Here is a 20262-nt window from a genome sequence, read left to right on the forward strand (position 1 = left end):
GCACGACAAGACCCGCCACGCGAAGACACGACACGACGGACCGAAGGCGCGCCGCATGATCACCGCACTGATCCGCTCCGAACTGCCCAGGATGTCCGGCTCCTTGCGGAAGGTCGGCCTCTGGGTCCTGGAGCGCCCCGCCGACGTCCCGAAGGCGTCCGCATCCGAGGTCGGGCAGCGGACCGGGACGTCCCAGGCCACCGTCACCCGCTTCTGCCAGGCCCTCGGCCTCCCGTCGTACCGGGACCTCCAGTACGAACTCGCCAAGGAGCAGGGCCAGGTGGACTCCGAGGAGCCGGAACCCCGGCCGCTCGGCCCGGACATCGGCCCCGACGACCCGCTGGACCGGCTCGTCTCCGTCGTCGCGCGGGCCGACCTCCAGGCGCTGCGCAGGACCGCGGAGAGTCTCGACCTCGACGCCCTGGACCGGGCCGCCCGGACGCTCGCCGCGGCCCGCCGGATCGACGTCTACGGGGTCGGCGGCTCCGGCGTGATCGCCCTGGAGGCCGAGGCCCGGCTCTTCGGCATCGGCTGCGACGCCCGCGCCCGGACCGAGGTGCACGCGGCGGAGACCTCGGCGGCCCTGCTGACCCCGGCCGACGCGGTCGTCGCCTTCTCCCACTCGGGCGCCACCCGGGAGGTCCTCGGCCCGCTGCGGCTCGCCGCCGAGCGCGGCGCGGCCACGATCGCGGTCACCGGCGACCACCGCTCCCCCGTCGCCCGCGCGGCCGGCGTCCATCTCGGCTCGACCTCCGCCGAGACCGGCTTCCGCCGCGGCGGCTTCGGAACGCGCCACTCGGTCCTGCTGATCGTGGACTGCCTCTACGCGCGCGTGGCACAGCTGACGTACGGCAGGGCGACGGCGTCCCTCGCGCTCACCGCGCACATCGCCGACGGCCACCGCTGAAGCGTGACGGAATAGCGGCTGCGAAGCGGCGAACGGGCCTTGTCCGCGAACAGCGTTCGCAGGCAAGGCCCGTTCGTCACATCGTCACACCACGCTCAGATCTCGCCGCGCAGCTTGGCCAGCGCCTCGGCGAGGATGGCCTCGCCGTCCGCGTCGCTGCGCCGCTCCCGCACATAGGCGAGGTGGGTCTTGTACGGCTCCGTGCGCGGCGGGTCCGGCGGGTTGTCCCGGTCCTGCCCGGCCGGGAAGCCGCAGCGAGGACAGTCCCAGGTCTCCGGGATCGCCGCGTCGCTGGCGAAGCTCGGCTGCGTCTCGTGCCCGTTCGAGCACCAGAAGGAGATGCGGGCGCGCGGCGCCGATTCGCCCCGCTCGGCCTCGCCCATCGGCCCCGCTCCGACCCGGCTTCCCCGGATCGCGTTGCCACTTGCCACGGTCGTAACTCCCTGCGTGATGGTGCTCGAAGATGCCCCAGTCTACGTAAGGCCCAACGCGCGTCCAGTGATTGGAGTTACCCGTCCAACTTCATCAGCAGACCAAGTACCACAATGCAGGCGAACCAGAGCAGACCGACCACAACCGTGATCCGGTCCAGGTTGCGCTCGGCGACCGAGGAGCCACCGACGGACGACTGCATGCCGCCACCGAACATGTCGGAGAGGCCGCCGCCCTTCCCCTTGTGCATCAGTACGAGCAGCATCAGCAGCGCGCTGAAGACGAGCAGGGCGATCGAGAACCCCATAACCACGGCTGAACCAACTTCCTCGGACTTATACGGACGGGGGCCGGGCACCTGCCCGACCCCCGCAAGGGTACGACGTAACTCAGCTACCGCATACTCACTGGTCGCGGAAGCGCGCGATCTTGACGAACTCGTCGGCGTCCAGCGCCGCGCCGCCCACCAGGGCGCCGTCGACGTCCGGCTGCGCCATGATCGCGGCCACGTTGCCGGACTTGACCGAGCCGCCGTACTGGATGCGGACCTTGTCGGCCAGCTCCTGCGAGTACAGCTCCGCGAGACGGCCGCGGATCGCCCCGCAGACCTCCTGCGCGTCCTCGGGGGTGGCGACCTCGCCCGTGCCGATGGCCCACACCGGCTCGTACGCGATCACGATGGTCTCGGCCTGCTCGGCCGGGACGTCCTTCAGGCCGCCGTCGAGCTGGGCGAGCGTGTACGCGACCTGCTGGCCGGCCTTGCGGATGTCCAGGCCTTCGCCGACGCAGAGGATCGGGGTCACGCCGTGCTTGAAGGCGGCCTTCACCTTCGCGTTGCAGACCTCGTCGTTCTCGGCGTGGTACTGGCGGCGCTCGGAGTGGCCGACGGCCACGTAGGCGCACTTGAACTTCGCCAGCATCGAGCCCGAGATCTCACCGGTGTAGGCACCGGAGTCGTGGGCCGAGAGGTCCTGGGCGCCGTACTTGATCTTCAGCTTGTCGCCGTCGATCAGGGTCTGGACGGACCGCAGGTCGGTGAAGGGGACCAGGACGGCGACCTCACAGGCGTCGTAGTCCTTGTCGGTCAGGGCGAAGGCGAGCTTCTGGACGTGGGCGATGGCCTCAAGGTGGTTGAGGTTCATCTTCCAGTTGCCCGCCATCAGCGGGGTGCGGGTGCTGCTCAAGGTGTTCAGTCCTCCAGTGCGGCGAGGCCGGGAAGCGTCTTGCCCTCGAGGTACTCGAGGGAGGCGCCGCCGCCGGTCGAAATGTGGCCGAATGCCTTCTCGTCGAAGCCCAGGATGCGGACGGCGGCGGCGGAGTCGCCACCACCGACCACCGTGAAGGCCGGGGAGTCGACGAGCGCCTGGGCGACGGCCTTGGTGCCCTCGGCGTAGTCGGGGTGCTCGAAGACGCCCATCGGACCGTTCCAGAAGACGGTTCCCGCGTCGGCGAGCTTCGAGGCGTAGAGCTTACGGGTCTCCGGGCCGATGTCCAGGCCCTCCTCGTCCGCCGGGATGGCGTCCGCGGCGACCGTGGTCGGGTTGGCCGGAGCCTTGGTCTTCAGGTCCGGGAACTCGGGCGAGACGAGGACGTCGACGGGGAGCACGAACTCCACCCCGCGGGCCTCGGCGCGCTCCAGGTACTCCTTGACCGCCGGGATCTGGTCCTCCTGGAGCAGCGAGATGCCGACCTCGTGGCCCTGGGCCTTGAGGAAGGTGTACGCCATGCCGCCGCCGATGAGGATGCGGTCGGCCTTCTCCAGGAGGTGGTCGATGACCCCGAGCTTGTCGGAGACCTTGGCGCCGCCGAGCGCGACCACGTACGGCCGCCGGACGTCGTCCGTGAGCTTCTTCAGGACGCCGACCTCGGTGGCGATGAGGTAGCCCGCGGCGTGCGGGAGGCGCGCCGGGAGGTCGAAGACCGAGGCGTGCTTGCGGTGCACGGCGCCGAAGCCGTCGCCGACGTACAGGTCGGCGAGCGCGGCCAGCTGGTCCGCGAAGGCGCCGCGCTCGGCGTCGTCCTTCGAGGTCTCGCCGGCGTTGAACCGGAGGTTCTCGATCACGGCGACCCCGCCGTCGGCGAGGCCGGCGACGGTGGCGGTGGCGGAATCGCCGACCGTGTCGGTCGCGAAGGCCACCTCGGCGCCGAGCAGCTCACCGAGGCGAGCGGCGGCCGGGGCGAGCGAGAACGCCGGGTCCGGGGCGCCCTTGGGGCGGCCCAGGTGCGAGGCGACCACGACACGGGCGCCGGCGTCGGCGAGTGCCTTCACCGTGGGGACGACGGCGCGGATGCGGCCGTCGTCGGTGATGGTCGTGCCGTCGAGGGGCACGTTGAGGTCGGCGCGGACGAACACCCGCTTGCCGGAGACGCCTTCGGCGAGAAGCTCGTCGATCGTCTTCATCTGTCACAGACTCCTTGGTACGCGGTGGAGCACACGAGACAGGGCTCAGACAGCGCGGCGTTGCGCTGCCCGAGCCCTGCTCACATCGAAAGCCTGCCCTGAAGTTTAGAGCTGGCCGCCGACGAAGACGGTGAGGTCGACGAGACGGTTGGAGTAGCCCCACTCGTTGTCGTACCAACCCAGGATCTTCACCGTGGTGCCTTCCTGAACCATGGTCAGGGAGGCGTCGAAGGTGCAGGAGGCCGGGTCGCTCACGATGTCCGAGGACACGATCGGGTCCTCGGTGTAGTACAGGATGCCCTTGAGGTCGCCGTCGTCGGCGGCCTTCTTGAACGCGGCGTTGACCTCGTCCTTGGTGACCTCGCGGTCCAGGGTGACGACCAGGTCGGTGGCGGAACCGGTCGGGACCGGGACGCGCATCGCGATGCCGTCGAGCTTGCCCTTGAGCTGCGGGAGGACCAGGGCGGTGGCCTTGGCGGCACCCGTCGTGGTCGGGATGATGTTCTCCGCGGCGGCGCGGGCGCGGCGCAGGTCCTTGTGCGGGAAGTCCAGGATGCGCTGGTCGTTGGTGTACGCGTGGACCGTGGTCATCAGGCCCTTGACGATGCCGAAGTTCTCGTCGAGAACCTTGGCCATCGGCGCGACACAGTTGGTCGTGCAGGACGCGTTCGAGATGACGTGGTGCTTGGCCGCGTCGTACTTGTCCTGGTTGACGCCCATGACGATGGTGATGTCCTCGTCGGAGGCCGGAGCCGAGATGAGGACCTTCTTGGCGCCGCCGGCGATGTGCTTCTCGGCGTCGGCCTTCTTGGTGAAGATGCCGGTCGACTCGATGACGATGTCGACGCCGAGCTCGCCCCAGGGGATGTCGGCCGGGTTGCGCTCGGAGAGCACCTTGATGGTGCGGCCGTCGACGGTGATGGTGTCGGCGGTGTGGGTGACCTCGGCCTTGAGGCGCCCCAGGATGGTGTCGTACTTCAGAAGGTGCGCGGTGGTCGCGGTGTCACCCAGGTCGTTGACGGCCACGATCTCGATGTCAGCACCCTGATCAAGGAGCGCGCGGAAGTAGTTCCGGCCGATGCGGCCAAAGCCGTTGATGCCTACGCGGATCGTCACGAACCGATCTCCTCGTTAGGTACGCCGGTGTGCTCGACGCCGGCGAGATTTTTGTTTTTAGGGATGTCCCCGACCGCTTACGACCCTACCTCTCCGGGACCCTGGGAGTGACATCGAGCGCAACCGTACGAGCCCGGAAAGTGAGGAAAAACGGCCGACGGCCCGCACCTACCAACGGGTACGGGCCGTCGTGGGACCTTTGTCCCCACTACTCTCCGTCAGCGCCGGAGCACCGCGAGGGCGCGGCCGACGAGCCTCGCCCGCTCGGTCGCACCGGGCACGTGCTCCAGGCCGTAGCCGAGGAGGACGGTGTCCCGGGTGGTGACGGCGGCCTGGGAGTGGAAGAGCGCCGCGGAGCGCGTCCAGTCGGCGCCGTTGCCGGGGCTGCCCTCCGGTGCGCCCGGGACCGACCAGGCGCCGAGGCCGGTCTCGAAGCCCTCCGCCTGCGTGGTGGTGCCGGTGACGAGCCGGGTGTCGTCGACGAAGGCGCCCATCTCTCCCGTACCGGGGTCGGAGACGTACGAGATCGAGAGCTCGACCTGCTTGCCCGCCCAGGCGCTCAGGTCGACGGAGGCCTGCCGCCAGCCGTTGGAGGGGCCGGTGAAGGCGTTCCAGGAGCCGGTGGTGCCGGTCGACGCGCAGCCGTCCTCGCCGACGGTGAGGTAGCGGGCGAGGAAGGGGTGGCCGCGGACGTAGTAGCCCTCGCCGCAGTCGGCCGGGGGCGCGGTGGAGGTGCCGCCGTTGGTGTCGGGCAGGGTCGTCCAGTCGTCCTGGCCGACGGTGTGGGCCTCGACGATGACGTTGTCGTAGCCGGGCTCGGTGTCGTAGCTGACCTGGAAGTCCAGGCGCGGCTTCGACGCGGCGGGGACGCCGGTGAGGTCGACGGTCCTGCCGAGCCGGGCCCAGGTGCCGTCGGCGTGCTTGACGGCCGCGAAGGTCGTGCCCTCGGCGGGCTCGAAGGGGGTGCGGACGCCCGGGTAGTCACCGGCGGAGGCGCTGCTCGCGAACTGCGGGAACTCCTTCGGCTTCAGGGTGTCCGAGGTGACGGTGTACGCGCCGGCGTTGTCCAGCGGGTTGTCGGCGGCGGCGCCGAGGCTCGCGCCGACGCCGGCGAAGGCGCCGGTGCCGGCGAAGGCGGGCGGCTGCCCGAGGCCGGCCCGGTGGTAGGCGCCGAGGTAGTACTGGGCGAAGTCGTTGGTCTCGGCCCGGCCGACCTCGGTGAGTCCGCCGGACTTCTCGCCGGCGTTGATCAGCTTCCCGCCCTCGTTGAGGTAGGCGCGGACGGCGAGCTGGGTGGGCCCGGAGGGCCGCTCGGCGCCGGTGTACCAGACGACGGTGCGGAAGTGGGAGAGGACGCCGAGGGCGTCCGGGGTGCCCTGGGTGGCGACGTCCCAGACGGCGGCCTTGCGCCCGCTGTCGGCGAGCGCCTTCACGTACGCGGCGGTGTGCTTCGCGGCGGTGGTGCCGCCCTCGTCGGCGAGGACGAGGACGTCGCCGCGGGGCCGCTCGGCCACCTTGTAGGTGAAGGGGGCGGAGGCGGTGGCGCGGCCCTCGCGGGTGCGGGCGGTGAAGCGGACCTCGACGGAGTCGCCGGGCCGGGCGCCGTCGACCTCGGCGCGGTACTCGTCGAAGTAGAGGTTGTCCTCGCCGCCGTAGGTCTCGCCGCCCTTCCAGGCGTCGAGGTCCTCGCGGTGGGTGCGGCCGCCGTTGATCCGGTAGGTGAGGGTCTTGTCGCGCAGGGACTTGCGCGCGGTGACGGCGACCTCCTGCTCCCCGCCGCGGGCGTAGGAGGTGGTGAAGGCGGCCGGGGTGAGGTCGGGGGCGTCGATGCCGACCGGGGAGACGGGCCGGTCCGGGTGGGCGGCGGTCTCGGCGACGGCGAGCGCGAACGGGATGTTCTTGGCGAACTCGGCCTGGATCAGCTTCTCGTCGTCCGGGAAGGTGAAGACGGAGGCGCAGTCGGCCGGGTTCCAGGCGTCGTTCGGGTCGACCCGGGAGGCGGTGGCGCAGGTCGACATCTCCGGGGTGAACATCTGCATCCCGTTGACGTTGGCGGCGTGTCCGTCCGCCTCGCCGTTGGTGATGTACAGCTCCGAGGAGACCTGCGGCCGGTAGCCGGGCACGGCCGAGTTCTGCGGGGTGCCGGCGAGGGCCTTGAGGGCCACGTCGTCGGGGGTGTCGGTGGCGACCTGCCAGCCGACGCCGTACAGCAGGAGCTGCGCGGCCGAGTGGTAGTTGATGCCGTACGAGAAGCCGATCCGCTTCTGGAAGGCGTCGAGGGCCTTGGTCTCGGGCTCGGACACGGGGCCGGTGCCGCGGAAGGTCTCGTCGGCCGGGTCGGGGGACGAACCCTCGTTGTCGTAGCCCCACTTGTAGGCGAAGTTGCGGTTGAGGTCGACACCGTCGCCCGACGTGATCCGCCCGTCCCCGTCGTTGTCGCGGAGGTTCTTGCGCCACTGCCGGTTGTCGGGGTCGGCGTGGGTGAAGTCGTAGCCGTCCGGGTTGGCGGAGAGCACGAACCACAGTTCGGTGGAGTCGACGATCCGGGTGAGCCGCTCGTCCTCGCCGTAGCCGTCGAGGTAGTGGTGGAGCAGCCGCCGCGTCATCTCGGGGGTGATCCACTCGCGCGCGTGCTGGTTGGACATGTACAGCGTGGCGGGCTTGGAGCCGTCCTTGACGCGCTGCGCGCCCTTGCTGACCTTGAGGGCGAGGATGTCCTGGCCCTTGAGGGTCTTGCCGATGGAGACGACCTTGGTGATGCCGGGGTTGGCCCGGGCGGTGTCGAGGATCTCCTGCTTGAGGCCGTTCGGACCGCCGTACGGGCGGAAGACGCCGTCGCCGGCGGCGGCGTTCCGCTGCTCGGCCCGCTCGGTCAGGGTGTGCTCGGCGAGCTCGACCCCCTGGCCGCGCAGCTGCCCCGCCTGCCGGTCGGTGAGGAAGAGCTCGACCGTCGCGGAGCCCTGGTCGGGCACCTGCTCGGTCATCTCATGGGCGTCGGCGCCGGCGTCGAGGAGCAGCGGAACCTGCTCCTGCGTGACCTTGGCGCGCCATACGGAGAGGGCGTCGCCGCCGTCCCGGTCGTTCGGCTGTGCTCCGGCGACGGGTGCCGCCGCCACTCCCGCGATCAGCAGTGAAGCCGCGGCGAGGATCGATCTCGCTCTGCGTCTCATGAGCCCCCCTTGCTGTTGCCTGCCACGAAGGTGAACAGACGCCAGGCTCATGGGCACCCATGGGCCTGTCAAGGGTGCCTCGCGGTGGTACGGAAAAGCTGCCGGTGCCTCAGAAGGGCACCGGCAGCGTGGAGTTCGTGATTCCGTGCGGCGACGGGGGCCGGTCAGCCGACCAGGCTGTCGTCGAGCTCCTCGGTCAGGTTGGACTCGGTCCCGGGAATGCCCAGGTCCTGCGCCCGCTTGTCGGCCATCGCGAGGAGGCGGCGGATCCGTCCGGCCACCGCGTCCTTGGTCAGCGGCGGGTCGGCGAGCGCGCCCAGCTCCTCCAGGGAGGCCTGCTTGTGCTCCATGCGGAGGCGGCCCGCGGCGGCGAGGTGCTCGGGCACCTCCTCGGCGAGGATCTCCAGGGCGCGCTGCACCCGGGCCCCCGCGGCGACCGCGGCCCGCGCCGAGCGGCGCAGGTTGGCGTCGTCGAAGTTGGCCAGGCGGTTGGCCGTGGCGCGGACCTCGCGCCGCATCCGCCGCTCCTCCCAGGCCAGCACCGACTCGTGCGCGCCGAGCCGGGTCAGCAGGGCGCCGATCGCGTCGCCGTCGCGGACGACGACCCGGTCCACGCCCCGCACCTCGCGGGCCTTCGCCGCGATGGAGAGCCGGCGGGCCGCGCCGACCAGGGCGAGCGCCGCCTCCGGTCCCGGGCAGGTGACCTCCAGGGAGGAGGACCGGCCGGGCTCGGTCAGCGAGCCGTGGGCGAGGAAGGCGCCGCGCCAGGCCGCCTCCGCGTCACAGGTCGCGCCGGAGACCACCTGCGGGGGGAGACCCCGGATGGGGCGGCCCCTGCCATCCACGAGGCCCGTCTGGCGGGCCAGCTGGTCGCCGCCGGCCACCACCCGCACCACGAAGCGCGAGCCGCGCCGCAGCCCGCCGGGGGCCATCACGATCAGTTCGGAGCTGTGTCCGAAGATCTCCAGAATGTCCCGCTTCAGGCGGCGCGCCGCCATCGCCGTGTCCAGCTCCGCCTCGATCACGATGCGGCCGCTCACCAGGTGCAGCCCGCCCGCGAACCGCAGGATCGACGAGACCTCTGCCTTCCTGCAGCAGGTCCGGGTGACGGGAAGCCGGGAGATCTCGTCCTTCACCGCTGCCGTCATCGCCATGGGCCGATCCTTCCATGCATCCGAAAAATACGGTCGTACGCGGCGGCCAACAGCTCCGGGTCATGCTTCGCGGAGCCGTCGGGCCCGGCCACCGGCGCCAGCTCGACCGCGGCACCGAGCCGCTTGGCGGCATCGGCGAGGGACTCGCGATCGGGCACGGCTGCCTCGTCGGCGAGCACCACGTCCAGGGCGAGTTTAGGGGCGTGTCGTCCCAAAACCTCCAAATGACGCTGCGGAGAGAAGCCCTCTGTTTCTCCGGGCTGCGGCGCGAGGTTCAGCGAGAGCACCTTCCGGGCCTTCGTCTCCACGAGCGCGTCGAGGATTTCGGGGACCAGAAGGTGCGGGATCACCGAGGAGAACCAGGAGCCCGGACCCACGACCACCCAGTCCGCGTCGAGCACGGCCGCGACCGCCTCGGGCACGGCCGGCGGGTCGTGCGGCACGAGGTGCACGGACTGCACCTCACCCGGGGTGAGCGCCACCGTCGCCTGCCCGCGCACGGTGTCCACGTCCTCCGGCCGCTCCGGGTCGTGGCCCTTGACCAGGGCCTGGAGCTCCAGCGGTACGGCGGACATGGGCAGCACCCGGCCCTGGGCGCCGAGCAGCCTGCCCACCAGGTCCAGGGCCTGCACGGGGTCGCCGAGCTGTTCCCAGAGGGCGACGATCAGCAGATTGCCGACGGCGTGGCCGTGCATCTCGCCCTTGGACTGGAAGCGGTGCTGGATCACCCGGGCCCAGGTCTGGCCCCAGTCGTCGTCCCCGCACAGCGCGGCGAGCGCCTTGCGCAGGTCGCCCGGGGGCAGCACGCCGAGCTCCTCCCGGAGCCGGCCGCTGGAGCCCCCGTCGTCGGCGACGGTGACGACGGCGGTGAGGTCACCGGTGATCCGGCGGAGGGCGGCCAGGGAGGCCGACAGGCCCATGCCGCCGCCCAGGGCGACGACCTTGGGCTGGGCACCTCGTCTGCGGAGCGAGCGCCGCGCCGTCAGGGTGGAGGCGCGGCGGCGGTACGGCTTCACTCGCGCCCCATGTCCCGGTGCACGACGACGGTCTCGACCCCTTCGGCGGCGATGCGGGCGGCGAGCCTCTCGGCGGTGGCGACGGAGCGGTGCTTGCCGCCCGTGCAGCCCACGGCGATGGTCACGTACCGCTTGCCCTCGCGGCGGTAGCCCGCGGCGATCAGCTGGAGGAGCTCCGTGTAGCGGTCCAGGAACTCCTTGGCGCCGGGCTGGTTGTAGACGTAGTTCGACACCTCCTCGTTGAGGCCGGTGAAGGGGCGCAGCTCGGGGACCCAGTGCGGGTTCGGCAGGAAGCGCATGTCGACGACGAGGTCGGCGTCGACCGGCAGGCCGTACTTGAAGCCGAAGGACATGACGGTCGCCCGGAGCTCGGGCTCCTCGTCCCCGGCGAACTGGGCGTCCATCTTGGCGCGCAGCTCGTGGACGTTGAGGCTGGAGGTGTCGATCACCAGGTCGGCGTCGCCGCGCAGCTCGCGCAGCAGGTCGCGCTCGGCGGCGATGCCGTCGGTGATCCGGCCGTCGCCCTGGAGGGGGTGCGGCCTGCGGACCGACTCGAAGCGCCGGACCAGGGCGTCGTCGGACGACTCCAGGAAGACGATCCGGCGGGTGACCTGCTTGGAGTCGAGGTCGGCGAGGGAGTCCCTGAGGTTGTCGAAGAACTGCCGGCCGCGGACGTCCACGACGACGGCGATCCGGGCGACGTTGCCCTGGGAGCGGGCGCCGAGCTCCACCATGGTGGGGATCAGCGCGGGCGGCAGGTTGTCCACGACGAACCAGCCGAGGTCCTCCAGACACTTCGCCGCGGTGGACCGGCCGGCTCCGGACATGCCGGAGATGATCACCAGCTCGGGAATGGCCGCCTCGGCGCCGTTGTCGCCGGGGGTCTCCTTCGTGCCCGTACTCACGTGTCCTGCTCCGTCTTCTCGGTCGTGCTGGTCTTGCTCTTCGCTCTGGTCCTGCTGGTCCTGCTGCTCGTTCTCGTCGTGCTGCTCGTGCTGCTCGTTCTCGTCGTGCTGCTCGTGCTGCTCGTTCTCGTCGTGCTGCTCGTGCGCGGTCATGCCGTGCCGCCCCCGTCGTCTTCCATGATCTCTCCTGTCGCCGTGTTCACGGCGGGTGCGGCCGGGGCCGCCTGGGCGAGGGCCACGACCACCGACTCCGCGGTCTTCCGGCCCATGCCGGGGACCTCGCAGATCTGCTCGATTGTCGCCTGCCGGAGCCGCTTCACCGAGCCGAAATGCTTGATCAACGCCTGTTTCCGCGTCTCGCCGAGACCCGGGACCGCGTCAAGGGGGCTGGTCCGGATGCGTTTCGTCCGCTTGGAGCGCTGGTAGCGGATGGCGAAGTCGTGAGCCGTGTCACGCACGCGCTGGAGGAGGTAGAGGCCCTCGCTGGAGCGGGGCAGCACCACCGGGTCGTCGTCGCCGGGGAGCCAGACCTCCTCCAGGCGCTTGGCGAGCCCGCAGACCGCGATGTCGTCGATGCCGAGCTCGTCGAGCGCGCGCCGGGCGGCGGCGACCTGCGGCTGCCCGCCGTCGACGACGACGAGCTGGGGCGGGTACGCGAAGCGCTTGGGCCGGCCGTCGTCCTCGCCGGGGGCCTGCGCGGGGACCTCGCCCTCCGGCACGTCCCCGTCGACCCACTCGCCGGTCTTCTCCTTCTCGGCGAGATAGCGCTTGAAGCGCCGGCTGATCACCTCGTGCATCGAGCGGACGTCGTCCTGTCCCTCGAAGCCCTTGATCTGGAAGCGGCGGTACTCGCTCTTCCTGGGCAGCCCGTCCTCGAAGACGACCATCGAGGCGACGACGTCCTCGCCCTGGAGGTGGGAGATGTCGAAGCATTCGATCCGCAGCGGCGCCGAGTCCAGGTCCAGGGCCTCGGCGATCTCCTCCAGGGCCCGGGAGCGGGTGGTCAGGTCGCTGGCGCGCTTGGTCTTGTGCAGGACGAGGGCCTGCTGCGCGTTGCGCGCGACCGTCTCCATCAGGTCCTTCTTGTCGCCGCGCTGCGGGATCCGCAGCGAGACGTTGGAGCCGCGACGGCCGGAGAGCCAGGCGGTGACGGCCTCGGCGTCCTCCGGGAGCGCCGGGACCAGGACCTCCTTGGGGACGGCGTCGCCGCTCTCCTCCCCGTACAGCTGCTGGATCGCGTGCTCGACGAGCCCGGCCGTGTCGACGGCCTCCACCTTGTCGGTGACCCAGCCGCGCTGGCCGCGCACGCGCCCGCCGCGGACGTGGAAGATCTGGACGGCGGCCTCAAGCTCGTCCTCGGCGAGGGCGATCAGGTCGGCGTCGGTGGCGTCGGCGAGGACGACCGCGCTCTTCTCCATGGCCCGGCGCAGGGCCTCTATGTCGTCCCGGAGCCGGCCGGCCTTCTCGTACTCCATGTCCGCGGCGGCGAGCATCATCTGCTTCTCCAGCCGGCGGATGTACGTGCCGGTGCGGCCGGCCATGAAGTCGCAGAACTCCTCGGCCAGTTCGCGGTGCTCCTCGGGCGTGACCCGGCCGACGCACGGCGCCGAGCACTTGCCGATGTAGCCGAGGAGGCAGGGGCGGCCGGCCGAAGCGGCGTTCCGGAACACTCCCGCCGAGCAGGTCCGCACCGGAAAGACCCGCAGCATCAGGTCGACGGTCTCGCGGATCGCCCACGCGTGCGCGTACGGACCGAAGTAGCGCACGCCCTTCTTCTTGTGACCGCGCAGGACCTGGACGCGCGGGAACTCCTCGTTGAGCGTGACCGCGAGGTACGGATAGCTCTTGTCGTCCCGGTACTTGACGTTGAACCGGGGGTCGAACTCCTTGATCCAGGAGTACTCCAGCTGGAGCGCCTCGACCTCGGTCGAGACGACGGTCCACTCCACGGAGGCGGCGGTCGTCACCATGGTGGCCGTGCGCGGGTGCAGGCTCACGAGCGGCTGGAAGTAGTTCGCCAGCCGCTGACGCAGGGACTTCGCCTTCCCCACGTAGATCACCCGGCGGTGGTCGTCGCGGAATTTGTAGACCCCCGGCGAGTCGGGGATCTGCCCCGGCTTGGGGCGGTAGCTGGAGGGGTCTGCCATACTCCCCACCCTACTGGCGGGGACCGACACTCCGGCCTCGCGCACTCGTTGGCGAAGCATGGCGAATCAGGTGACGGGACGGGCCGCGGGACGGCTGGCGGACCGGGTGTGCGTGATCACGGGCGCGGCGAGCGGGATCGGCCGGGCGACGACGAAGCGTTTCCTCTCCGAAGGCGCGCGGGTCGTGGCCGCGGACCTCGACGGGGACGGTCTCGCGACGCTGGAGGGGGTCGTCCCCGTGATCGGCGACGTCTCCCTGGCGGAGGACGCACGGCGGATGATCGACACGGCGGTGGAGCGCTTCGGACGGCTCGACGTGCTCGTGGCCAACGCGGGCGTCATCCCGCTACTCGACATCACCGAGGCGGATGGGGCGGACTTCGACGCGGTCATGGCCGTCGACGGCCGGGGCATGTTCCTGACGTGCAAGTACGCGATCGAGGCGATGCTCGTCTCGGGCGGCGGGGCGATCGTGTGCACGTCGTCGATCTCGGGGGTCGCCGGGCAGGCACGGCAGGCGGTCTACGGTCCGGCGAAGTTCGTCGCGAGCGGGCTGACCAAGCACCTGGCGGTGGAGTGGGCGGAGCGCGGGATCCGGGTGAACGCGGTGGCCCCGGGCACGATCGAGACGGAGCGGGTCGCGGCGGCCCGCGTGGAGCCCGGCGGCCCGGAGTACCTCTCCGAGGTCCTCCGGGCCCACCCCATGGCCCGCTTCGGCACGCCGGAGGAGGTGGCGGCGGCGATCCTCTTCCTGGCCTCGGCCGAAGCGTCCTTCATCACGGGCGCGATCCTCCCGGTAGACGGCGGCTACCTGGCCCGCTGATGAGCGCCGGCCCCTCCTGCTACGGAGCGTTGTGGGCTGTGGACGGTGAGTCGTTGACCCGCCTCTTCTCGCGGCTCGTCCAGGCGGGGCGCGTCGCGGGCGTCACGGCTTCATCTTTTCGGCCTCCCGGATTTCGTGGAGGTGGATGAGAACGTCGAAGGACTTGGCGATCGTGACGTCGCGGGGCTTCTCGGGGAACTGCGTGCCGATGTTGAGCGTGGGCCGGGCGACGTTCAGCCAGGCGCGCGCGGCGGCCGGGGCCTTGCGGACGTCGAGGTAGAAGTCCCGGTAACGGACCTGGTCGAGGGTGTGCTCATTCCGGCCGGGCTCGGCGGCGCCCACGGTGAACTTCTTCCACTCGCCGCCGAGGGCGGCGTCCTTCGACAGGAACGAGCCCTGGTTGAAGGTGAAGCCGATGGGCAGGTAGTTCTTGCCTATGGTGTCGCGCAGGAACGCCCCCTGCGTCTTGGAGTACATCTCGGGGTTGTCGGAGACGTAGCCGACGTGGTTGTTCTGCGCCGACACCAGGATCTTGTCGCCGGTGTGCTTCTGCCACCACGTGACGTTCTGGGCCATGACCTCGTCGCGGAAGCGCTGAAGGCTGTTCAGGGACTCCGGGTCGGCGGGGTTCAAGGTGAGGAACTTGGCGGTCTGGGCGATGGAGCGGGCGTTCTGCTCGGCCCAGTCGAACGCGTCTCCGCCGGAGCCCTTTTGGCTGCTGACCAGTTCCAGGGCCTGCTGCGCCTTGGCGGCGAGCTGCTGCCGCTCCGCGAGCGGCTTGGCCAGGTAGGCGAAGACGTCGTCGATGGGCCGCAGGCCGGTGTAGAGCACGTTGAGCCGCGGCAGCGCATCGGGGTGGTTCTTCTTCACGTAGCCGGTCACTCGTTCGAAGAACGCGTCATTCAACGAGGGGGCGCCGATGTCGTCGCCCATGAAGTGCACGGGACGGTCGGGGTGGTTGCGGTTGTAGTCGCGCATCCACTCGATGAGACTCACGAATTCTTCGCGTTCCCAAGGAGAGTTGGCCAGCGTCTGTTCGGCGATCTCGCGAGCGTCGCCCTTGCCGGTCTGGAGGTAGTCGTCGATCTGGAGTCCCGCGGACCAGCTCAGCTCCAGGGCGAAGGTGGTGAAGCCCTTCTTTTCCACCAGGTGGCGGAAGACCCGCTCCTTCATGGTGAAGAACTCGTGGGAGCCGTGGGTGGCCTCGCCGAGGCCGACCACCTTGGCGTCGCCGATCATCGTGGACAGGGCTCGCAGGTCGGCCGTGTTTCCGCCGGGCTCGGTCGCACGCAGCGGGTGGGCCGCCCGCTCCAGCCCGTGTACCGGGTTCTGCTTCCCCCTGGTCGTGTCGACCTTGTCGACGGTGGCCGCCTGGACCGCCACCGGAGTGAGGACAGCCCCCGCCACGATCGCCGCCGTTGCCAGCAGCCGCCGGCGGGTGATGCGCTTCGTGTGCCTAGCCATGTGTTCTTGCCCTTCGATCAACTTGCGTGTGGATTCCAGAAGGCGCACGGGACCCGCCACTGCGCGTGGCCGTCCGAGCGCTCGATCGGGTGGAGGTTTACAGGCGGTTCGGGTGGTGAACGCCCTCCCCGGACGCGATCGGCACACAGGCTCGCCGTGTTCGCCCGCGCGTTCCTTGCGGTGACGGCCGTGCGGGAGCCCGAAGGCGGCGGTGCGGCGGTCAGTTTGTGCCGATGCGGTCGTACGGGACCGGGGTGGGACCCGGCTCGCCGGGCTGCCGCCCGGGCTCGTACGGCAAGGGCTGCCTCGCGGCGCGGCGCGGCCGGACGGGCCACCACAGGGAGCGGCCGAGCAGCGCGGCGAGCGCCGGGACCAGCGCGACGGACAGAACGAACGCCGACAGCAGGATGCCGAGGGCAGTCGCGAAGCCGATCTGCTGGGTGGACGGGGCGGGGTTCACCGCGAGGCTGCCGAAGGAACCGGCCAGCACCAGTCCGGCGGTGGCGATGGCCGGTGCCGTGTGCCGTACGGCGCGGGCCACTGCCGAGCGGGCCGGGCCCGGGCGCTCCATCTCCTCCCTGATGCGGTCGCTCATCAGGATGTTGTAGTCCGTGCCCAGGGCGACCACGAACAGGAAGAGCACCAGCGGCAGGGTGAAGTTGACGCCCGCTTCGCCGCGTACGTGCTGGAACACCAGGGTGGAGGCGCCGAGCGTGGCGGCGAAGCCGAGCCCGACGGAGAGCATGAGCACCACCGGTGCCAGCAGGCTGCGAAGCAGGACGAGCAGGATCAGCGCGATGAGCGCGGCGGCGATGGGAAAGACCAGCTCCAGATCCTCGGAGACGGCGGTGGAAATGTCCGCGAAGATCGCCGCCGTGCCGCCGACGTGTGCCTCGACGCCCGTGGGTGTGTGCCGTGCGACGGTCGCCCGCACCGGCCCGGACACCAGGTCGCGTGCCTCCTGGCTCTGTGGGTCGGCGGTCAGGTAGAGGCCGATCCGGGCGGCGCCGCCCGCCTTGTCGTAGACGACCGGAGTCACCTGGCCCACGCCCTGCGTGCGGCCGAGCGCCTTGACCAGGACGTCGACGCCGTGCCGGTCGAGAGCGCCGCCGTCGCCGCTGGTGACGTAGACCTCGGTTGGGTCGGACACCCCCGCGGGCAGGGCGCGGGAGATCTCTGCGGCGGTGGCCGCGGCCGGTGTACCGCCGCTGCCGCTGCCGGTGCTGTAGTCCATCTTCATGCCGGCCATCCCGGCGGCCAGCGCACCCAGCAGGACGACGGCGCCGACCGTGACGGCGAGCGGTCGCCGGGCGACGGTGTCGCCGAAGCGTCCGGCCGAACCCTCGCGCGGCGCGCGCTTCAGGGCGCGGGAGGGCCAGAACATCCTGCGTCCGGTGACCGCCAGCAGGGCGGGCATGAAGGTCAGGCTGGCCAGCAGCATCACCATGACCGAGATCGCGACGGCCGGGCCGAGCACCCGGAACTGCCCGAAGCTGGCGACACCGAGAGTGGCGAAGGCGGCGACGATGGTGAGCGCCGCCGAGGTGATCGCGGAGCCCACCCGCCCCGTCACCTCACCCGCGATCTCGCGGGCGCTCCGCTCGGGCTGCGCGCGCAGCCGCTCACGGAAGCGGAACAGCAGGAACAGGAAGTAGTCGATCCCGATGCCGAGCAGCACCACGTTGATCAGCTGCGGTGTGCTCGGGTCCAGTTTGATCCCGGTGAGCAGCGCCGTGCCGACCACCGCACCCGCGGCGGCCCCGCCGACGATGCTGACCGCCAGCAGCGGCAGCAGCGCCGCCAAGGCACTACGGAACACCAGCACGTTCAGCAGCACGATCAGACCGATGGTGAGTGCCCCGGCCACTGTGCTCGTGGTCTTCTCCGCCTCGTGGCTGTCGACGAGGTCGGCCAGACCGCCGGCGAATCCGGTGCGCAGTCCGTCCTGCGCGTACCTGTCGGAGGCGGTATTCCGGAATTCCTTGAATAGGTTCTGCAGGCCGGGGTCGGTCGAATTACCGGAAAGGCCTACGGAAAAGAGAACGAAAGCGCGGTGGGGTGCGACCGTGCCGGGCGTCACCTTCGGCGTCTGGGAATAGTCCTTCGCCAGGAAGTCGGGGGTGTCCTTGGGCTTCGGCATGGTCACCCGCTGCCTGCCGAGCGCCGCTGCCGCTGCCTCCGCGCGCTGCTGGTCGGCCGCGCCGAGCGGCTTTCCGTCGGCCCGCTTCACCAGCATGGTCACCGCATTGGCGTCCGGCTTGATCCCGAACTTGTCCTCGGCGACCTTCAGCGCCGCTGCCGAATCGTACTTCTCGGGCAGGAAGTCACCGAGCTGGCTCTCGGTGGCCCGGTACATCAGCGCCTGACCCACTATGGCCAGTCCTATTCCCAGCAGTACCCAGAGGGTGATGACCTTCCATGGATTTCTCGTGGAGAATCCGGCCAGGGTGCGAATCACAGGGACTTCCGTTCGAAAACTATCTCGGGCAGTTCCCTTACAGCACATCACCGGAATGCGCGGAGATCGTACGAGCGTGGGACGAGAAGCCGTACAGGGCCCTGGGACCGGCCATCCGCCGGACCGGGACCCTGGTCCTGGTCCGGTTTCGGCCCTGGGGCGGAGCCAGGGGCTGCGGCGCGCAGGGACAATGGCGGAAGACCCCGGTGCCGGGCGGACCGTCCGGCACCACAGCGGAGAACAGCAAGAGAGGACCAAAATGGTGACGCGTCGCAGCACCGTGCCGACGCGTCAGGCGCTGCGCGGGCGCCTCTTCCCGCCGGACGCCGACACGTTGCCGTGGACCCGCAACGACGCCCTGGTGGCCGTCGGCGCGGCTGTCGTGGACCTCGTCGGATATACCGCTTTTTCGCAGGTCAAGGGTTCACCCGTGTCAAGTGCCGGCGTCCTGCTGGTGACCGTCTCCGCGCTGCCGCTGCTCATGAGGCGCCGTTTCGCGCTCACCGTCATGACCGTCAGCCTGGTGCTCGTCGCGCTGCTGAACCTGACGACGCCCATAGACCACCACTTCGGCGCCGCCCTGGCGGTTGCCCTCTACTCGGCCGCCCGGACCGGCCGCCCGTGGGCGACGGCCGCCCTGACGATCGGGGCGATCGGCGTCACCCTGCTCACCCCGGACCTCTCCGCCCCGCACGGGCTCCTGAACGTGACCAGCGCCTGCCTCGCCGCCTGCCTCATCGCCGCCACCGGCCTCGCGGTCAACCGGTGGCACCAGGAGACGGAGGCCAACCGCCGGCTCCTCGCCGACCGGGCGGTAGCCGAGGAACGCCGCCGCATCGCCAGGGAGCTGCATGACATCGTCGCCCACCGCATCACGATCATGCAGCTGATGGCGGGCGGCGCCCGCGCCAACCTCGACCACGACCCCGGTGTCGCCCGCGATGCCCTGGTCACCTTGGAGGAGTCGGGGCGGCTGGCCCTGCGCGAGATGCGGCAGCTCCTCGACGTCTTGCGGACCGACGAGGACACGGCGACCGACCGGCACGGCACCCCGGAGGCGCCACAGCCTGGCCTTGCCGACCTCGACCGCCTGATCAAGGAATCTCGGGAGGCCGGACAGCCCACCGAGCTGACCGTGGATGGCGAGCCCGGACGACTGCCGCCGGTGGTCGGTCTCACTCTCTACCGGGTCGTCCAGGAGGCACTGACCAATGCCCGCAAGCATGCAGGGCCCGACGTCCCGGTGGAGGTCCGCCTCACCTGTCTGCCCGAGCGTGTCCGTGTGTCCGTCACCGACCAAGGCGCGATGGACGCGGCAGCTTTGGCCCCCGGCATCAGGCAGGGCGCTGGATACGGTCTGGTCGGCATGCGTGAACGGGTCGCCTTGCACGGCGGCGCGCTGGAGGCCGGTCCGCTGCCCGAGGCCGGCTTCCGGGTCGTGGCCAGCCTGCCGCTGGAAGCTCCGACGGGCGAGGATGAGGAGGACTGACCGGTGAGCGGGACAGACGCCGAAAACGAGGCCGCGGGCGAGCGGATGATCCGGGTACTGATCGCGGACGACCAGCCGCTTGTGCGGCGCGGGCTGGCCCTGATCCTCGGCCCCTCTCCTGCCATCACCGTGGTTGCCGAGGCCGAGAACGGCGAGCAGGCTCTTGTGCTCGCCCGCGAGCACCGTCCCGACGTCGTGGTGATGGACATCCGGATGCCCGTCCTCGACGGGGTGGCCGCCACCGAGCGACTGGCTCGTGACCTTCCCGAGTGCCGGGTGCTCGCCCTCAGCACCTTCGACATGGACGAGTACGTGGTCGCCGCCCTGCGCGCCGGCGCATACGGTTTCCTGCCCAAGGACAGCTCGCCCGAGGACCTCGTGGCCGCGATCCGCACCGTCCGTGCGGGCGAGGCCGCCGTCGCTCCCCGTCTGCTGACCCGGCTGATCTCCGCCTACGTCAGGAACGAGCAGGTTGCGCCCCCGAACCGTCGGCTGCCCGCCGCAGAAGGCACCCCCGGTCTCACCCCGCGCGAGGTGGAGGTCTGGCGCCTGGTGGCTACCGGCCTGGACAACAACCAGATCGCACGCACCATGGAGATCAGTGTCTCCACCGTCAAGAACTACATCACCAGCATCTTCGACAAACTCGGCGTCCGTGACCGGGCGCAGGCTGTGATTGCGGCCTACGAGTCGGGCCTGGTGGCAGCCCGACAGGCCGCCGATCCGGACTGAACCGAGCCCTTCGGGCCAGGATGACGTCCCGCCGTGTCATCTGTTGCC

General features: G+C 70.7%; 16 protein-coding genes. 4 read left to right on the forward strand and 12 right to left on the reverse strand.

Translation table 11 applies throughout. The features are described from left to right. The first annotated feature begins 55 nt into the window (after nt 1-55). Nucleotides 56-907, forward strand: a complete 852-nt coding sequence (locus ACFC0G_RS00740; protein ID WP_376395001.1) for a MurR/RpiR family transcriptional regulator — start codon at nt 56-58, stop codon at nt 905-907. A gap of 95 nt (nt 908-1002) precedes the next feature. Here the strand turns inward: ACFC0G_RS00740 and ACFC0G_RS00745 are convergent, their stop codons facing one another. The 10 genes from ACFC0G_RS00745 to uvrC form a co-directional block, all read right to left on the reverse strand. After that, nucleotides 1003-1338, reverse strand: coding sequence for an RNA polymerase-binding protein RbpA (locus ACFC0G_RS00745; protein WP_071891222.1), 336 nt, complete (start codon nt 1336-1338; stop codon nt 1003-1005). Between the two features lie 77 nt (nt 1339-1415). After that, a complete protein-coding gene (gene secG, locus ACFC0G_RS00750) occupies nt 1416-1646 on the reverse strand; it encodes a preprotein translocase subunit SecG (protein WP_376395004.1) in 231 nt (76 codons plus the stop codon). Nucleotides 1647-1743: 97 nt separating this feature from the next. Then, a complete protein-coding gene (gene tpiA, locus ACFC0G_RS00755; RefSeq protein WP_376396114.1) occupies nt 1744-2499 on the reverse strand; it encodes a triose-phosphate isomerase in 756 nt (251 codons plus the stop codon). A 29-nt stretch (nt 2500-2528) separates the two neighbouring features. Beyond that, nucleotides 2529-3740, reverse strand: coding sequence for a phosphoglycerate kinase (locus ACFC0G_RS00760; protein ID WP_376395007.1), 1212 nt, complete (start codon nt 3738-3740; stop codon nt 2529-2531). 105 nt (nt 3741-3845) lie between these two features. Then, nucleotides 3846-4856, reverse strand: coding sequence for a type I glyceraldehyde-3-phosphate dehydrogenase (gap, locus tag ACFC0G_RS00765; protein ID WP_376395010.1), 1011 nt, complete (start codon nt 4854-4856; stop codon nt 3846-3848). Between the two features lie 218 nt (nt 4857-5074). After that, complete coding sequence (locus ACFC0G_RS00770) at nt 5075-8026, reverse strand: M14 family zinc carboxypeptidase (RefSeq protein WP_376395013.1); 2952 nt, start codon at nt 8024-8026, stop codon at nt 5075-5077. A 164-nt stretch (nt 8027-8190) separates the two neighbouring features. Further along, complete coding sequence (whiA, locus tag ACFC0G_RS00775; protein ID WP_017238652.1) at nt 8191-9180, reverse strand: DNA-binding protein WhiA; 990 nt, start codon at nt 9178-9180, stop codon at nt 8191-8193. Continuing rightward, the gene (gene yvcK, locus ACFC0G_RS00780; protein WP_376395017.1) at nt 9171-10196 is read right to left on the reverse strand and encodes a uridine diphosphate-N-acetylglucosamine-binding protein YvcK; all 1026 of its coding nucleotides are present in this window, start codon (nt 10194-10196) and stop codon (nt 9171-9173) included. Before yvcK ends, whiA begins: the two co-directional genes overlap by 10 nt. Then, nucleotides 10193-11254, reverse strand: coding sequence for an RNase adapter RapZ (gene rapZ / locus ACFC0G_RS00785; RefSeq protein ID WP_376395020.1), 1062 nt, complete (start codon nt 11252-11254; stop codon nt 10193-10195). Before rapZ ends, yvcK begins: the two co-directional genes overlap by 4 nt. After that, nucleotides 11251-13248 (reverse strand): excinuclease ABC subunit UvrC, encoded by a 1998-nt coding sequence (gene uvrC, locus ACFC0G_RS00790; protein ID WP_376395023.1) that lies wholly within the window; start codon nt 13246-13248, stop codon nt 11251-11253. Before uvrC ends, rapZ begins: the two co-directional genes overlap by 4 nt. A 58-nt stretch (nt 13249-13306) precedes the next feature. On the opposite strand from uvrC, the gene ACFC0G_RS00795 reads away from it, so the two are divergent. Then, nucleotides 13307-14071, forward strand: coding sequence for an SDR family NAD(P)-dependent oxidoreductase (locus tag ACFC0G_RS00795; protein ID WP_376395026.1), 765 nt, complete (start codon nt 13307-13309; stop codon nt 14069-14071). A gap of 102 nt (nt 14072-14173) precedes the next feature. On the opposite strand, the gene ACFC0G_RS00800 is transcribed toward ACFC0G_RS00795, so the two are convergent. Further along, the gene (locus ACFC0G_RS00800) at nt 14174-15535 is read right to left on the reverse strand and encodes an erythromycin esterase family protein (RefSeq protein WP_376395029.1); all 1362 of its coding nucleotides are present in this window, start codon (nt 15533-15535) and stop codon (nt 14174-14176) included. A 220-nt stretch (nt 15536-15755) separates the two neighbouring features. Then, nucleotides 15756-17993 (reverse strand): MMPL family transporter, encoded by a 2238-nt coding sequence (locus ACFC0G_RS00805; RefSeq protein ID WP_376395032.1) that lies wholly within the window; start codon nt 17991-17993, stop codon nt 15756-15758. 259 nt (nt 17994-18252) lie between these two features. Between ACFC0G_RS00805 and ACFC0G_RS00810 the strand changes: the two genes are divergently transcribed. Together ACFC0G_RS00810 and ACFC0G_RS00815 are read left to right on the forward strand one after the other, a co-directional pair. Further along, the gene (locus ACFC0G_RS00810; RefSeq protein WP_376395035.1) at nt 18253-19482 is read left to right on the forward strand and encodes a sensor histidine kinase; all 1230 of its coding nucleotides are present in this window, start codon (nt 18253-18255) and stop codon (nt 19480-19482) included. A 45-nt stretch (nt 19483-19527) separates the two neighbouring features. Next, on the forward strand, nt 19528-20214 hold the full coding sequence (locus ACFC0G_RS00815; RefSeq protein WP_376396116.1) for a response regulator: 687 nt from the start codon (nt 19528-19530) through the stop codon (nt 20212-20214). The last annotated feature ends 48 nt before the right edge of the window (nt 20215-20262 follow it).

This window comes from Streptomyces sp. NPDC056169, from assembly GCF_042268445.1.
GTDB lineage: Bacteria > Actinomycetota > Actinomycetes > Streptomycetales > Streptomycetaceae > Streptomyces.

Coding starts and splice junctions, on each gene's coding strand:
- secG (WP_376395004.1), bottom strand. CDS start 1,646: ATGGGGTTCTCGATCGCCCTGCTCGTCTTCAGCGCGCTGCTGATGCTG.
- tpiA (WP_376396114.1), bottom strand. CDS start 2,499: ATGGCGGGCAACTGGAAGATGAACCTCAACCACCTTGAGGCCATCGCC.
- ACFC0G_RS00770 (WP_376395013.1), bottom strand. CDS start 8,026: ATGAGACGCAGAGCGAGATCGATCCTCGCCGCGGCTTCACTGCTGATC.
- ACFC0G_RS00815 (WP_376396116.1), top strand. CDS start 19,528: ATGATCCGGGTACTGATCGCGGACGACCAGCCGCTTGTGCGGCGCGGG.
- whiA (WP_017238652.1), bottom strand. CDS start 9,180: ATGGCGATGACGGCAGCGGTGAAGGACGAGATCTCCCGGCTTCCCGTC.
- ACFC0G_RS00795 (WP_376395026.1), top strand. CDS start 13,307: ATGGCGAATCAGGTGACGGGACGGGCCGCGGGACGGCTGGCGGACCGG.
- ACFC0G_RS00740 (WP_376395001.1), top strand. CDS start 56: ATGATCACCGCACTGATCCGCTCCGAACTGCCCAGGATGTCCGGCTCC.
- uvrC (WP_376395023.1), bottom strand. CDS start 13,248: ATGGCAGACCCCTCCAGCTACCGCCCCAAGCCGGGGCAGATCCCCGAC.
- ACFC0G_RS00810 (WP_376395035.1), top strand. CDS start 18,253: ATGGTGACGCGTCGCAGCACCGTGCCGACGCGTCAGGCGCTGCGCGGG.
- ACFC0G_RS00760 (WP_376395007.1), bottom strand. CDS start 3,740: ATGAAGACGATCGACGAGCTTCTCGCCGAAGGCGTCTCCGGCAAGCGG.
- ACFC0G_RS00800 (WP_376395029.1), bottom strand. CDS start 15,535: ATGGCTAGGCACACGAAGCGCATCACCCGCCGGCGGCTGCTGGCAACG.
- rapZ (WP_376395020.1), bottom strand. CDS start 11,254: ATGACCGCGCACGAGCAGCACGACGAGAACGAGCAGCACGAGCAGCAC.